The following is a 15,008-nucleotide window of genomic DNA, read 5'->3' on the forward strand; positions in this document are numbered from 1 at the left end:
TGCTAGCATACCAGCAATAGTGATCTGCCGCGTCCTCCTGTCACCTGATTATGCTAGCATGCTAGCAATAGAGGATGCAGAGACATAGTCGCCCCTCTCCCCAACGAACGCACATACCCATTTGATTGAAGCGGCACAGGCAACCTTCAACCTTCCAACGTTCAACGTTCCAACCTTCCTTCAACGTTCCACGCCAGGTATGCTACCATGCACACAACCAGATGTCATCAGGAGGAGCCGTTATTCATGCACACCCGCTTTTCGCCCGCTGCTCGAGTTCCACCGATAGCCCTGATAGTGCTGGCGTTCGTCCTTGCCGGGTGTGGCAACCTCGGCGGACTGCTCGGCGGACAACCGACCCCTGAACCGATCATTCTGATCGCAACGGCGACTCCCGCACCGGTGTCTCAGGCGACCGCCACGCTGACCGTTGCACCATCGCCGACCAGCGCGCCCTCCGACGATGCTACCGCCACCCCTGCACCGCCAACTGCGGAACCGCCCACTCCCCCGCCGGCGCCGCAAAAGATCCTGGCGCGCGTCAAGGAGCGCGGCTACCTGATCTGTGGAACGAACGCCGACCTGCCTGGGTTTGGCTTCTACGATAGCGTGCGCCAGACCTGGAGCGGCTTCGATGTCGATTTCTGCCGCGCTGTCGCTGCCGCGATCTTCGGGGATGCCACAAAAGTAGAGTTCGTCGCCCTCGGCACCGGACCAGGACCGAACAACCGGTTCGATGCCGTGCGCGAGGGACGGGTCGACGTCCTGTTCCGCAATACCACCTGGACATTGGGACGGAACATCAGCGGTCTGGCGTTTGGTCCCACGACCTTTCACGACGGTCAGACCTTCATGGTACGCGCCAAAGACCGGATCACGAAACTTGAAGATCTCGAAGGCAAGGTGATCTGTGTTGCAAAAGGCACCACCAGCGAGCAGAACCTGAACGACGACTTCGCCGCGCGCGGCATCAGGTTCACTGCCCGCGTGCTTGATGGCGAAGATGAACTCTACCCCGCCTACGACGAAGGCGAATGCGATGCGGTGACCAGCGACAGTTCCCAACTGGCTGCCAAACGTCAGCAACTCAAGAATCCTGCCGACCACATCATTCTCGGCGACCGCATCTCGCGCGAGCCGCTCGGTCCCGTCATCGCCCGCGACGACAACCAGTGGCTCGACGTGATCAGCTGGACGGTCTTTGCGACGATCTATGCAGAGGAGTTGCGTGTCGACCAGCGCAACGTTGATCGGTTGCGCACCAGCACAACCGATCCGCGCATCAAACGGTTGCTGGGGTTGGAAGGAAACTTTGGCGAGGGATTGGGGCTACCGAACGACTTCGCCTACCAGATCATCAAGCAGGTCGGCAACTACGGCGATATTTACAACCGCAACCTGGGACCAAACACTGTTATCAACCTTGACCGCGGACCGAACAAGGTCTGGAATCTCGGCGCCGGCGGCGTGCTGGCGTCCCCGCCGTTCCGCTGACACAAACTGGCGGAGCGCAGCGCCGCTGCGTCCTTTCAGCGCAACGTCCTGATCGCCGAACAGAATTGACCGAAATTATGAAGATTGAGCATTTATAGCAGTTCTCACAAAGGTTGAACCAAATGGACGAGGTTGAACACTCCCAGAATCGCGCCCCCACGCGGCGACCGAAATGAATTTCGGTCTACGAGAGAAGTACGCCGAAATGTATTTCGGCATATCGTAGTTCTCATAGAAACACGCTGCCGGAGTCGGGCGCGTTGTGCGATACAGTAGGCGTGAACAATGATCAATGCATTTGGGAAATGCTGTAAATCCGGTATTCGCCTCGTGCCGTCGGGCTCATGGAGATTGAGAATTTATTCCGCTCTACCGCGCTAGCCGTGGGGCTGAAGCCCTCGGCTAGCCAGGGCGAAGCCCGCCTGCGCGGGCTATACCGGATTATTTATTCAAAGACCATAAGCCCTCGGCCAGGCAAGGCGAAGCCCGCCTGCGCGTAACGCGAACTCCAACGGTAACCCTCTCGACCATCGGCTATCGGCTATCGGCTATCGGCTATCGGCTATCGGCTATCGGCTATCGGCTATCGGCTACCGGCTATCGGCTGGAGTGCATTCACAATCTCTTATACAAGCCGTGCCTCTGCAGCGCATAAAAAAACCGGAGCATTGTTGCTCCGATTTATTTCCCTGATCATTCTTGTGTGGTGGAGCGACGGGGATTCGAACCCCGGACCTGCTGCGTGCAAAGCAGCCGCTCTCCCATCTGAGCTATCGCCCCGAAATAAAGCGAGAATTGAGAAAGGCTCAATTCTCTGCTCTCCATGGTGGGCGTAGGTGGACTCGAACCACCGACCTCGATCTTATCAGGATCGCGCTCTAACCTGCTGAGCTATACGCCCTCGTCTGTATTGTACCACACCCGTGCGAAACACGCTACTCTCCCGCTCACGAGACGATAAGATACCACGCTGCTGCGTTGCTGTCAAGCAGAAAAACGGGGCTCTACGGGCTTCCTGTTGCATACTGCGGTTTCGGTTCAACCGAAACATTGCCCCTCTCCAGCATCACCGGAGAGGGGCAGGCAACGAAAAGGCGTCAGGATTCCGTGAACATGCCTCGTAGCGCAACAACGCCGCCCTTGAACGCGCCCGCCGTTCAACGGACAACCAGCGGCAGGAAGACACGACTCACCGACACCGGGCGCCATGCCGCCTCAAGCGCCTGCCCATCCTTCGTGATCGGTCCCGTCGCACCACTGGAGACGTCGAGCCACCAGATATCGCCTCCGCCATCGCTCTGATAGAGCGTATACACCAGGTATGCGCCGTCCGGCGACCAGCTGAGACTGCTGACGCTGCGTCCGTGATCGGCGAACAGCAGCATCCGCGGATTGTTGAGATTTTGACGATCATAGAGCATGATCGCATACGTGCTCTCACTCACATCCGCCGAAGGGCTGGTCGTCCGGCGCACCACGGCGAAGCGCCGTCCATCAGGTGCCCATGCAGGCGATTGATCCGCACCATGGGCAATCAGGTGGGTCTCAGAGGGCGGTTGAGCGCCCAGATCGAGTTCCCAAACCCCGTCAGCGCGATTGCGCGGTCGTGAGAGATCAAAGCCATGGAACAACATTTTCCCGTTTCGATTGATACTCGGTGCGGTGGCACGTTGCGCCAGCGGCGATGTAACCAATGAAGGAGGGGTCAAGCTCAAAATATCAGCCGTTCCTCCCTGCGCAAGACGCCCGTCGCAAAAGGCGCCAAACCCTACCTGGGTCAGGGCGATACGATTGTTGTCAGGCAACCACTGGACACTGGAAATCCTTAAGATCAGCGAGGGGGTCTCTGTTGGATTCCCTGGACCAGGAATGAATGGACAACGCGATCCCTTGCGGCTCTGCGTCTGGTACACCTGCCGGGCGCCGCTGCCATCAGCGTTGATCACGGTGATTGCCGAAGCCACCAGGTTGTTCTGCGGGTCAGGATCAGGCGTGGGCCAGGGCCAGGTATTGTTGTCAACAACCGCAATGCGTTGACCGTCGTGCGACCAGGCAGGGTATCGAACATCACCGAGCAGTCCGCGATAGATCAGTTGCGCATTCGTGCCATCTGTATCCATCCGGTACAGCCAGCGGTTTTGCCCCTCGGCGCGGATGACGGCCAGCGGGCGACTGCCATCGCCCCGGAGCGCTGGCGGCAGCGGTGAAGCGGCTGTGCGCCCGTCGGCGGCAATCACCTGAACATCATCAATCAACAGGACTGTATCCGGTCCGACGCTGGTTCCGCCCTGGATAACAATTGCGAATCGCAACGTCCGCCCGCGCACCCGTTCGAGACGCTCACCCTGGAGCACGGTGCGATACAACTGCCACCCCGGCGGTTGGTCGGTTGGGAACGTCCCCAATTTGACGCCGATCAGACCCGGATCGAACTGATAAAAACTATTGGCAAGGAAAACATCGACCGTTGTCCCTGCGGCGGCGCGAAACCAGAAGGAGACGGTGACGGCGGCGGCATTGCCTGGAATACTGACCTGCTGGCTCAATATCTGCTTCGGTGTCGTGAAATCGGGCAGTTGCGGGCAATTGCTGCCATCGGCTTCCACACCCATCACGGCCGCGTAGCGCCCGGAGTAGACGAACTCAGCGCCATCCGCTTGAGCGTCCACGAGCGCCACATTGCCGCACGCTTCCCATCCTTCACCCTCCTGCTCAAAACCGCCGTCCTGGATCAGGTTCGACGTGTTCATTGGACTCTGAGGCGGTGGTGATGCGATCACCACACCGCCAGCAAACCCGAAGACGCACACGAGAAACACGATCCGCCGGATAATGCTCACCATAAATGCGGCTTCTCTCCTTTCATCGCAGTCACCGACTGATATACTCTTCCCATATTCCAGCAATTGTTCCGAACGTTCCTGTCCTGCTTGTTGCCGGATAGAGAGCGATATATTGATACTTGTTCGCTTTCAGCATAATCAGTATAACAAAAAGCTGCCGATTTTTTGTATAGATAAGGTTTTTATGAGTTCTTTTTAATTTGATCTACAGTCGCATCATTGGAAGTGCCGGGATCAGTGCGAACTGAGTCCCGGATCGATTTGGAAACGTCTTAATTTTGTTTTGAGGAATGGAAAAATGGAGCAGTTGGATGAATATCAGTTCGGGGTTGCCGACATGAGTGCCGACATCGTGCATTTACAATTCTCCTACCCGCCAGGCGACCTGGCTGCACTGGCGGGTCCCTGGCGTGCGCTGCCGGTCATTATCATACCAGCGTGCCATGGTGCGCCAGAAAACGCTGCTGCGCATCTATCGTCCCCTGCCAGAGTTCACATTGCGCCATGCCACGCGGATCATCGCCAGCAACCCGGCATACAGCGCCTGATCGCCGTTTCTGCGCCGGTACGCCGCCAGATGTGGAGTAATCCTGGAACGGATCGTCGAAACCGTTGACTGGGCGCCGAAGCCAACTGCTGCCGGGACACTCGCAGGGGTGCGGGTCGCCGCGAACGAAGTGGTACAATATCGCTTGAGCGCCAGCAGCGTTTCGCGTCGTTCATGGGAGGGGAGTGATGTCCATCACGTCGGTCAAAGAACAAGTGGTCCAGGCTTTGAATACCTTGAGCGAAGCCGAGCTACAGCAGGTTGCCGAATATGTCGCTTTTCTGCGGTTCCGTGCGCGCGTCGCGCCACTGCCGGTGATTGATGCGACCCAGATCGCAACGCTCTATGCCGGGTTTGCAGATGAGGATCGCGCTCTGGCGGAAGAAGGGTTGGAGGACTATCGCGTCCAACTGCACGATGAGGACGCCCAATGATGATCAAGCGCGGTGAGGTGTGGCTTGCCGATCTGAATCCGATTCGCGGATCAGAACAAGCCAGCATTCGGCCTGTCCTGATCTTCCAGAACGATGCCATCAATACCTTCACGACGACCGTGGTGACGATTCCATTCACGACGAATCTCCGCCGTGCAGCCTTGCCCTCGTGCGTACGGGTTGCCGCAGGCGACGGCGGCTTGAGTGATGACTCTGTCGCGTTATGCCATCAACTTCGCGTCTTGGATGCCACACGCTTATAGCAGTTCTCAGATATGTTGACCCTCGTCCGGATCTGCCGTGTCGCGCAAGGCGCCCGTTTCCGCTGCGCTCCCGATCTCCGCGCCTCCGCGCCTCCGCGTGAGCCGGTCTGATGCACACAGAGACGCGGAGCACGCGGAGGGAGGGCGCACACGGCGTCTGCTTTCGATGGCGAGTGCAACCCTGCCCAACCAGACCAATCTTTGTGAGAGCTGCTATAAATGCTCAATCTCCATTGGACCGACGGCTCGCGCGGGATAGCGGATGAGAGCGGTTCTCATAGAGGTTGAACCTCCTTGGACGACTGCGGCAGGTGTGGGCTCAAGCCTTCCCTGAGCGCATGGAAGCCCCTGCGGGGCTGGCGTTTCGCTTCCCTTTGCCATATTCCGGGGGGACTGGAGTTGATCAGAAAGCGTTCAGCGATTGAAATCGCCTCTGGACGGCTTTTCACCGGGCGTCCACCTGCGTGGACGCTGCCACGGCGACCGCATAGGCGGTCGCCCGGCGCGAAGCGTCCGCTCAGGCGCGGTTTCAACCGCTAATCGATAGCCGATGGCCGATAGGCGACAGGGTCATCATTGGAGTTCGCGTTCCGTGCAGGGGGGCTTTGTCCTGGATAGCCGATAGGCGAGAGGCGAGAGGGTCGCCGTTGGAGTTCGCGTTCCGCGCAGGGGGGCTTCGCCTTGTCCAGCCGAGGGCGTATGATCTTTGAGGAATTATTCCGCTCTCGCCCGCGCAGGCGGGCTTCGCCCTGGCTGGCCGAGGGCTTCAGCCCGACGGCTCGCGCGGGATAGCGGATTATAGCAGTTCTCAGATATGTTGACCCTTGTCCGGGTCTGCCGTGTCGCGCGAGGCGCCCGCTTGCGGCAGAGCGTAGACCGAAATTTATTTCGGTCACCGTGTGGGGAGCACGATACTGGGAGTGTTCAACCCTGTCCAATTGGTTCAACCTCTATGGGAACTGCTATAATTCGGCGCTTGGGTAGCGTGAGTCAATCGACGATGGCAGCTGTCGAACGCTGCGTGCTGTTTACGCTGGGGATTGTCTAACAGCGATCTTGACGAATGTTCCATCACGATTCCATGTGTCAAAAGAGGAGCGAACGGAACTCATCGGCGGAACATCAGCCGGAAGCAGACGCCATTGGTGGGGGGCGATGTTTGGAGAGCATGCGTTGACGATCGCACAGAGATTGATGTCGGTCGGGCGCCCGTCCTTTAGATCCTATCCGAATAACCTGGCAGCACGCAAGGCGATCAAGCCACAGGCGAAGAGGTCACAGTTATTCGGATAGGCTCTTAGCGCCAGACATTTCAGGCGCTCACGCCATGCAGACGCGAGGGCGCATCACCATCGCCCGATGGTAAAGAGGGGGCGCAACGCTGATGAATGCGCGCCTCACCGCCCTATGATCGGGAAATGCTGCCGATATACCGGCAACCCGGCAAGTTCGCGGTAGACCAGGTACGCCGGACGCCACCGTTCAGGCTCGCCATTAAGAGCGTAGCATGCTCCGCCGGGGCAGTTCTCACCCGGCTGCGGCGGGCGGAATGGAATGCGCACTAACCCCCATCGCTGGGCATTCGGTCCGTCCGCTGGCGGAAAATCTTCGTACTTGAACCAGAAGATCCGCGCCACGTCGCCGCGCGCAGCCAGAGAGACGTACACATCGTACAGAAACGCCGCCTGTCCTGCTTCGGTCTGTGGCGGGATCGGTCCACGCGGTCCATCCACATCGAACCCGACATTGTATCCGACTTCCGTGATCCAGAACGGTATCGTTGGATCGCCGGCTTCCTGCAACGCGGCGCGCATCCGGTTCAATCCGCGATCAACCAGCGCATCGTTCGGCGAGAGACGGATCTCTTCGGGGTACGGATGGTAGCCAATCCCATCCAGGGGCCAGCGCCTCTGAGCATTCCTGAAACCCTGGAACGGCTCGCTCGCATACATCTGCTTCAGGTACTCGGCATCGGTCAAGAGCGTCTGATCATCATATCCATTCGTCGTGCCGCGCGGATGCAACCCGCCGAGAATGATCGCGGCATTCGCGCATCCATACGGTTCAGGGCGCGGCAGCGGCGGGATGCCGCGGCAGAAACGGTACAGTTTGGTGACCAGGCGCGCCGTAATGACCGGATCAATGCCGTCACCCGCCGGTCCGCCGGGCAGGTACTGCGGCAGACGGTTCTGCTCGTTCAACACCTGGTACGCCGCCACCCGGTCGCCGTACCGGTCGGCGATCATCAGCGCGCGCCGCAGCCACTCGTCCATGTAGCGGTTCACGCCGCCACCGTAGATCGATGTTTCGGTGAACGGACCGGTGTTGAGCACATGCGCATCTGTGCCCTGGATGAGGTCGAAACTGAGCAGACCCAGCACCTTGAAGCCATGCCGGGGCGCGACTTCGTTGATGAAGTAGTCGTTTTTGGCAATCTCGCGTTCGATAAAATCCGGCGGCAACGGCGGATCGGCGTCAAGCGGCGCAGCAATCCGAAAATCGAGGCGCACCCAGCGGGCGCCCATCTGCGCCAGCGCCGTTCCCATGCGATCCTGGAAGGTCTTGTTCGGTTGACCGGGGAATGCCGGGTTGGTGTCGAAATCAAACCAGGGATCACGGATCACCATGCCCATGAAGTCCGGGGGAAGGGTAACCGGCGCTTGAGACGGCGTAATCTGCGCTGCTGCAGGCATGGTTGTCGCGGGAGGCAGGATCCCTGCTCCAACCAGTATCAGCGCCGTCAGAACAATGCTGAAGCCGCCAGGCGACGTGGCGTGGCGTGGTGGACGTCGTTTTCGCACGCTACTCGCGCCCTCTTGAGTCGCCTTCTGCACCGATCTCGTCGATGCGCCGCCGCACGCCGAACGCTATCCCCGCCGCCAGCGCGCTCGATGCAATCGCCAGCGACAACCCGATCATCGGTCCTGCCAGACTCTCCTGGCGCGGCTCGGTCGGCGCAGGCGTCGGTTCAACCGCCAGCGCAACCGGAGACCCGACAGCGATGCTCAGCAGCAGCGCCGCGATTACCATCCAGCATGCGCTCCAGCGCAGTGCACGAACCTGGTGCATGATGTGTCATTCTTCCTGCAATGGCTTCGAGCGTGCGCTGCGCATCCCGGCGTGCACAATGCGCCGAAGCCATCTCCAACCCTGGATAAAAAGCGCCGGACCACAGAGAATGATCCCCAGCGCCAGTACAATAATCACTATCCCGGACAGCTCCGTCTCGACCACGTCAACGTTCCTTTTATGTGCACAATCTGCAACACTGATCATTCGTGCACACTATACCATTTCCATCATTGCTGCGGGATAAAGACCCGATGAGAACATTGAGTGTTGGAACACTGGCGGCAACCGCGCCGCCTCTCTGCGAGTCGACATCATCGACCTACAACCGCATCACCTTCACGAAATTCGTTGCGCCGCGCGTGGCAATCGGATGCCCGCCGGTCATCACGATCTGATCGCCAGGACGGGCGTACCCCTGACCGATCAGCACATTGCGTACCGCATCCTCCAGATCGTCCAGTCGATCAACGTAGGGACACAGGAGCGGCGTAACGCCCCATACCAGGTTCAGTCGCCGATAGACCGCTTCAGATGGCGTCAGCGCAAAGATCGGCGTCTTTGGGCGCTGCCGCGCCACCAGACGGGCGGTGCTGCCGCTCATCGTGAATGCGACAATCGCAGTCACCGGCAGCACCTGCACGATCGCATGCACAGCGGAACTGATCGCCGCTGCGACCGTCGGCTGCTCATGGAAACGCCAGATGATCTCATGACTGTGGTCGCCGCGCCGTCCGCTGGCTTCGGTCACTTCAGCGATGCGCCCCATCATCTGCACCGCTTCGACCGGATACGCGCCGGTGGCGGTTTCGCCGCTGAGCATCACCGCATCTGTGCCATCGATGATCGCATTGGCGACATCGCTCGCCTCGGCGCGTGTTGGGCGCGGGTTGCGAATCATCGAGTCGAGCATTTGCGTGGCTGTAATGACCGGCTTGCCCGCCATGTTCGTCGCCTCGATCACCTGTTTCTGGACGATAGGCACCTGTTCGGGTGGCATTTCGACCCCCAGATCGCCGCGCGCAACCATGATGCCGTCCGCCGCTTCCAGAATGGCTTCGAATTCGTGCAGCGCTTCCGGCTTCTCGATCTTTGCAATGACCGGCGTCGATGCGCCAGCCGCAGCGATCTGCGCCTTGATTTCCACCAGATCCGACGCGCGCCTCACAAATGAGAGCGCTACATAGTCCACTCCCTGCGCCAGACCGAAGAGCAGATCACTGCGATCTTTGTCGGTCAGCGCTGGCGCACTGACCGCGACGCCGGGGAGGTTTATGCCCTGATGTTCACGCAGTTCGCCGCCGACGACGATCTCGGTTTCCACGTCATCGCCAGAAACGCGCACGACCCGTGCTTCGATCAAGCCATCGGAGATCAGGATGCGGTCGCCGGGACGAACATCGCGGGGAAGGGCAGCATAGGTTGTGCTCACGAGACTCGCAGTTCCCGCAACATTGCGCGTTGTGATGGTGAAACGGGCGCCGGGCTGAAGCATGACCGGCGTGCGATCAACCAGCGAACCGGTGCGAATCTTCGGTCCTTGCAGGTCTTGCAGCAGTGCCAGCGGTCGTCCTTTGCGCACAGCAACCTCGCGCAACATCTCGATCCGTCGAGCATGCTCATCCTGGGTCCCATGCGAAAAATTAAGCCGCGCCACATCCATGCCAGCGTTGAGCAGGCGTTCGATCACCTCTGGGGTGCTGCTGACCGGTCCAATCGTCGCTACTATTTTTGTACGGCGCATATGCTCCTGCTTCATTATGGAGCAACGGTCACGAGCGGTGCAAGTTTTGCCAGCAGCGCAGGACCGATGCCCTCCACTTTGCCGAGATCATCGACCGATCGAAACGGTCCTTCACGTTCGCGCCATTCGACAATCCGATTCGCCAGCACGCTGCCGATGCCCGGCAGGGCGTCGAGTTCTGCAACCGTTGCCCGGTTCAAATCCAGCAAGCCGCCAGAGTTGCCGCCCTTCGGGCTCTCTGCTGGTGTGATCTCCACTGCTGAGGTTCCATCTCCGATCCACGGAACACGCACGTGCTGACCATCGGTGATCGGGGCTGCCAGGTTGATACGCTCAATGTCGGCATCATCGGCAAAACCGCCAGCTGCCAGCACCAGGTCTTTGATCCGCGCACCGCCGGGGAGCCGGTAGACATCCGGCGCGCGTACCGCCCCGCTTACGTAGGCGACAATAAACGGGATGGCTGTCGGCGTCGCCGGACGCTCCGCTGCTGCCCGACCGCCTGTCTCTTCGGTGAACTCCTCATCGACGACGAATTCCGTGGTTGCCGCGGGTGGCGCTGTCGGTGGCGCCATATACTCCAGGATTGTCTGTCCAAGCACGCCAGCACCGAGCGCAAACAGGAGCGCGGCTGCGATCAGCGCCTTGCGCTGCGCTAATTCGCTGAGCAGTTCCATACCAGCGCCTCCAGGAACACAACAGTTGCACGTGGGAAGCAGGAGACTGCCATCCCTCCACTGCTCATTATCCTGGAAGCGCGCGTTCTTCTCAACGACCGATTCGTCATCCCTGCCAGGAACCCATTCGTCCCCTGCCTGACCGTTGCTGCTTGCCTATGCAACTGTCCGATTCTGTGTCGCTGTTGTCGGGTATCAACATTATAATCAATATCAATCTTCCACGTTCGGTGTTCCGCTCCCAGGTGCAGTTGTTTTTGCCCGCTTTTTGCCGGTGGATGTCTTTGTTCGCTTCGTTGCAGGTTGTTCCTCTGCCTTCGCCTCCATTGGCGCGTTATTCTCGGGCGTGTAGTTTGCAACTTCCTCGAGCGAGTTCACCAGGTAGTCGCACTTCGGATAACGACTGCATCCGAAGAACGGACGACCAAACTTGCCGCGCCGCTCCAGCAATTCCCCCTGACGACACTTCGGGCAGGTCACGCCGGTCGCCTTTGGCGGCGGCACCGGCTTCCCCTGTTTGTCGAGGCGTCGGGTATTTTTGCACTCCGGGTAGCCGCTGCATCCCAGGAATGGACCGAACCGGCTCTTCTTCAGCACCATTGGTCGTCCGCACAACTCACAGATGACGTCACTCACTTCTGGCGCGGCTGGCGCATCGATCACAATGCGTCCCTCGCCGTCGCGATGAAAGTCACTGGTGAAATCGCACTCCGGGTAGCGGTTGCATGCCAGGAATTCGCCATTCTTGCCGAACCGGATCGCCAGCTGTCCCTGACTGCACTTTGGGCAGGTCAGGTCGGTCAGGATCTCCTCGCGCTTGACATTGCGCATACTGCGCTGCGCGTCCGCCAGTTTCTGCTCAAACGGTTCGTAGAAGGAGCGCAATACTGGCGTCCACTCTTTCTCCCCTTCAGCGATGTCATCGAGTTGCTGCTCCATTTCCGAGGTGAAGCCATAATCGACGATGCTCGGGAAATGCTGCACCAACAGGTCGGTCACAACTCTGCCAAGGGTAGTCGGCACGAGTTTCTTATCCGCAAGTTCAACGTACTCACGCTCGATGATCGTCGAGATGGTGGGTGCATACGTGGAAGGACGTCCGATGCCGAGACGTTCCAACTCCTTCACCAGGCTGGCTTCGGTGAAGCGTGGCGGCGGTTCGGTGAAGTGCTGCACCGGCAACAGTTGCACCAGCGCGAGCACATCACCCTCCGCCAGCAGCGGCAATCGCCGTTCGCTATCCTCATCCTCCTCGCCTTCGTCCAGGCTGACGTTGTAGACCGCCAGGAATCCGGGGAACTTCAGGACGGAACCGGTGGTTCGGAAGGTGTACGGATCGTTGCCCGCACTGCGCTCGATCCCGCGCCCTGCGCCAATGTCCACCGTCGTACTGTCGAACACCGCCGCCTCCATCTGGCTGGCGACAAACCGTTTCCAGATCAACTCATAGAGACGGTACTGATCGCTCGTCAGGTAGGGTTGCACCTGTTCCGGCGTGCGCCGGCTGAGGGTTGGACGGATGGCTTCGTGCGCCTCTTGCGCTCCTTTGGTCTTCGTTTTGTAAACCGGCGGTTTGGGCGGCAGGTATGCTTCGCCGTACCGATCGCGAATAACGATGCGTGCTTCTTCCTGCGCTTCGCGCGATACATTCACGCTATCGGTGCGCATATACGTGATAAGACCAACCAAACCCTCATCGCCGCCAATGTCCACCCCTTCGTACAACTGTTGTGCCACTGCCATAGTGCGTTTTGCGGAAAAGCCGAGTTTGCGCCCGGCTTCTTGCTGAAGGGTGCTGGTAGTGAACGGCGGCGGCGGGCTGCGTCGTTTGTCACGGCGCGTCACCTTGCGCACGATATACGCGGCGCCTTCCAGATCGACAATGATCGCCTGCGCCTGCTCACCTGAGCCGATGTCGAACTTTTCGAGTTTCCTGCCAGCACGCTCGATCAGCACGGCGCGAAACGGATCGCGCGCTTCCTGTTTGAGCAGATCGGCTTCGATTGTCCAGTATTCCTGCGGAACGAATGCCTCGATCTCGCGTTCACGCTCAACGATCAGGCGTACTGCAACCGATTGCACCCTCCCGGCGGACAACCCGCGTCGCACTTTCTCCCACAGGAGCGGCGACAGTTTGTAGCCCACCAGACGATCCAGCACACGACGCGCCTGCTGCGCATCGACCAACCGCCGATCAATGTCGCGCGGCGACGCCATGGCGCTGCGCACTGCACCAGGCGTAATTTCGGTGAAGACAACCCGGTACACTGGCTTTCCGCGCGGAATTTTCGCCGCCTCGGTGATATGCCAGGCAATTGCTTCCCCCTCGCGGTCCGGGTCGGTCGCCAGATACACGGCATCCGCCTGGCGAATCGATTTGCGCAGCGCGGCAATGATTTTCTCCTTGCCCGGCGAAACCTCATACACCGGCGTAAAGTTCGCATCGAGATCAACGCCAAGGTCGCTCTTCGGCAGATCGCGAACATGCCCCATCGACGCCTCGACCCGATACCCCTGACCGAGGTACTTCTGGATGGTGCGCGCCTTGGCTGGCGACTCGACAATAACCAGTTTCTCGCCCATACTCTGTCCAGTTTCAGTTGTTATCGGTATGCGCCTGTGGCATACAGGCAGTGACTATACCACAAGAATGACCTTGTTCTCCATGGGTTTTCGACCCCAACCCATCCGTGCACTATAAAGGCTGGCGATCCGCATGTCAAGAGTATGATGGTTGTGGGGGGCACGGTTGTCGCTCGTTCAGCTCAGCCAACGCCGCCGGATCATGTATGCCTGCCGGATTTCCGTGCGCTTTTGCCCCTCATCTCCTCTGCCCCCTTCTCCCACAACGGGTTGAAAGGGGAGTGTGGATGTCCTGATGCCTGAAACGGACGAGCGCACGCAGGGGCTTCCCAAAAAATCTACCCCTGGGAGGGGGCAATGACGGGCGCGATGGTGCGGGGCGGTGCTCAACGCCCTTCCTTTATCCACGCGTAGATGCGTCCCTGCTCAACGAAGCCGAGGCTGGCGTAGAAGTGTCGCGCCGGTTGATCCTCCGGTTCGCTGCCGTAGAACACTGTGACATAACGCGCATCGTACCCCTGCAACCGCCGTAGACCTTCCAGCACGAGTGCGCGCGCCAGTCCGCGACGACGGTGCGCGGCGCGGCATCCCAGCGGTTCGATCTCGCCGACACGGTTGATCGGGTCGAACCACAGGGTGCAGAAGGCAGCGACGGTTCCGTCTGCCGCAACCGCGATCAGGTCGAGGTCGGGGCGGTAGGCGGGAGCGTGCACAACCGCACGATACCGGGCAATGGTCATCCGCGAGGGCGCGAAGGCGTCGCAGTGTGCTTCGACACGGGCATGCACGTCATCTTCACCGTTCATCGTGCGAATGACGTAACCGGAAGGAATGTCCGGCTCGGACACACGCTGACCCAGATCGCGCACGCTGAGCGAAAGGAAGTGTTCGGTGCGCCGGTAGCCGCGCTGCGCCAGCAGATCGTTGCGGTATGTGTCGTGCGCATAACTCCAGACCGATACGTGTGGATGCGGATCATCAACGTCGAGACGGCTCAGATGCTCCACCCAGTCGAGCATTGCTGGTTCGATCGAGCGGTGCGCCGGATGCACCAGCAGATCCACCTGATGCTCACTGGGCCAGGTAAACCCGACCAGCGCGCCCTGATGGTCGAACCAGAGGCGGATGCGCGTCGGCAGGGCGTGGGTGTCTTCGTCGGTGCAGCGCCACCAGTCGAGATTGCCAACGTGACAGTACACGCGCGGACCTTCGAGCGCCTCGATTTCCGCCACCAGCTGGCGCATGCGGGCATAGTCGTCTTCACCGGCATAGAGACGTGACATGACTGCCATAGCATCTGCGAATGTTTCTCTGTGGAACCGGATGTTCTGGCTGGCGATACATGTTTCGGCGC

General features: G+C 59.7%; 11 protein-coding genes, 2 tRNA genes and 1 pseudogene. 4 read left to right on the forward strand and 10 right to left on the reverse strand.

What is annotated here, in order from left to right; translation table 11 throughout:
• Positions 1-246 precede the first annotated feature (246 nt).
• Positions 247-1,494, forward strand: a complete 1,248-nt coding sequence (locus tag ROSERS_RS07345; RefSeq protein ID WP_011956171.1) for an amino acid ABC transporter substrate-binding protein — start codon at positions 247-249, stop codon at positions 1,492-1,494.
• Between the two features lie 704 nt (positions 1,495-2,198).
• Here ROSERS_RS07345 and ROSERS_RS07350 read toward each other — a convergent pair.
• The 3 genes from ROSERS_RS07350 to ROSERS_RS07360 form a co-directional block, all read right to left on the reverse strand.
• A tRNA-Ala gene (locus tag ROSERS_RS07350) sits at positions 2,199-2,274 on the reverse strand.
• A 44-nt stretch (positions 2,275-2,318) separates the two neighbouring features.
• Positions 2,319-2,395: transfer RNA gene (locus tag ROSERS_RS07355), tRNA-Ile, on the reverse strand.
• A 256-nt stretch (positions 2,396-2,651) separates the two neighbouring features.
• A complete protein-coding gene (locus ROSERS_RS07360) occupies positions 2,652-4,337 on the reverse strand; it encodes a PD40 domain-containing protein (RefSeq protein WP_011956172.1) in 1,686 nt (561 codons plus the stop codon).
• 298 nt (positions 4,338-4,635) lie between these two features.
• Between ROSERS_RS07360 and ROSERS_RS25905 the strand changes: the two genes are divergently transcribed.
• The 3 genes and pseudogenes from ROSERS_RS25905 to ROSERS_RS07370 all read left to right on the forward strand — a co-directional run.
• Entirely contained in the window at positions 4,636-4,953 is a 318-nt protein-coding gene (locus ROSERS_RS25905) for a hypothetical protein (RefSeq protein ID WP_157040999.1), read from the forward strand.
• 119 nt (positions 4,954-5,072) lie between these two features.
• Positions 5,073-5,318: a hypothetical protein gene (locus ROSERS_RS07365; RefSeq protein ID WP_011956173.1), complete on the forward strand. Its 246-nt coding sequence runs from the start codon at positions 5,073-5,075 to the stop codon at positions 5,316-5,318.
• A pseudogene (locus ROSERS_RS07370) lies at positions 5,315-5,578 on the forward strand (type II toxin-antitoxin system PemK/MazF family toxin); the annotation flags it as partial. The gene ROSERS_RS07365 and the pseudogene ROSERS_RS07370, both read left to right, overlap by 4 nt.
• A gap of 1,400 nt (positions 5,579-6,978) precedes the next feature.
• Here ROSERS_RS07370 and ROSERS_RS07375 read toward each other — a convergent pair.
• The 7 genes from ROSERS_RS07375 to ROSERS_RS24015 form a co-directional block, all read right to left on the reverse strand.
• Positions 6,979-8,382, reverse strand: coding sequence for a hypothetical protein (locus ROSERS_RS07375; RefSeq protein WP_198136363.1), 1,404 nt, complete (start codon positions 8,380-8,382; stop codon positions 6,979-6,981).
• A 1-nt stretch (position 8,383) separates the two neighbouring features.
• The gene (locus tag ROSERS_RS07380) at positions 8,384-8,650 is read right to left on the reverse strand and encodes a hypothetical protein (protein WP_041333262.1); all 267 of its coding nucleotides are present in this window, start codon (positions 8,648-8,650) and stop codon (positions 8,384-8,386) included.
• A gap of 6 nt (positions 8,651-8,656) precedes the next feature.
• Positions 8,657-8,815, reverse strand: coding sequence for a hypothetical protein (locus ROSERS_RS25915; protein WP_157041000.1), 159 nt, complete (start codon positions 8,813-8,815; stop codon positions 8,657-8,659).
• A 157-nt stretch (positions 8,816-8,972) separates the two neighbouring features.
• The gene (gene pyk / locus ROSERS_RS07385) at positions 8,973-10,394 is read right to left on the reverse strand and encodes a pyruvate kinase (RefSeq protein ID WP_041333266.1); all 1,422 of its coding nucleotides are present in this window, start codon (positions 10,392-10,394) and stop codon (positions 8,973-8,975) included.
• A gap of 14 nt (positions 10,395-10,408) precedes the next feature.
• Entirely contained in the window at positions 10,409-11,071 is a 663-nt protein-coding gene (locus ROSERS_RS07390) for a ComEA family DNA-binding protein (protein ID WP_011956178.1), read from the reverse strand.
• 213 nt (positions 11,072-11,284) lie between these two features.
• On the reverse strand, positions 11,285-13,654 hold the full coding sequence (gene topA / locus ROSERS_RS07395; protein WP_011956179.1) for a type I DNA topoisomerase: 2,370 nt from the start codon (positions 13,652-13,654) through the stop codon (positions 11,285-11,287).
• 386 nt (positions 13,655-14,040) lie between these two features.
• Positions 14,041-14,946 (reverse strand): GNAT family N-acetyltransferase, encoded by a 906-nt coding sequence (locus ROSERS_RS24015; protein ID WP_011956180.1) that lies wholly within the window; start codon positions 14,944-14,946, stop codon positions 14,041-14,043.
• Positions 14,947-15,008 lie beyond the last annotated feature (62 nt).

The sequence above is a fragment of the Roseiflexus sp. RS-1 genome (genome assembly GCF_000016665.1).
Classification (GTDB): Bacteria; Chloroflexota; Chloroflexia; order Chloroflexales; family Roseiflexaceae; genus Roseiflexus.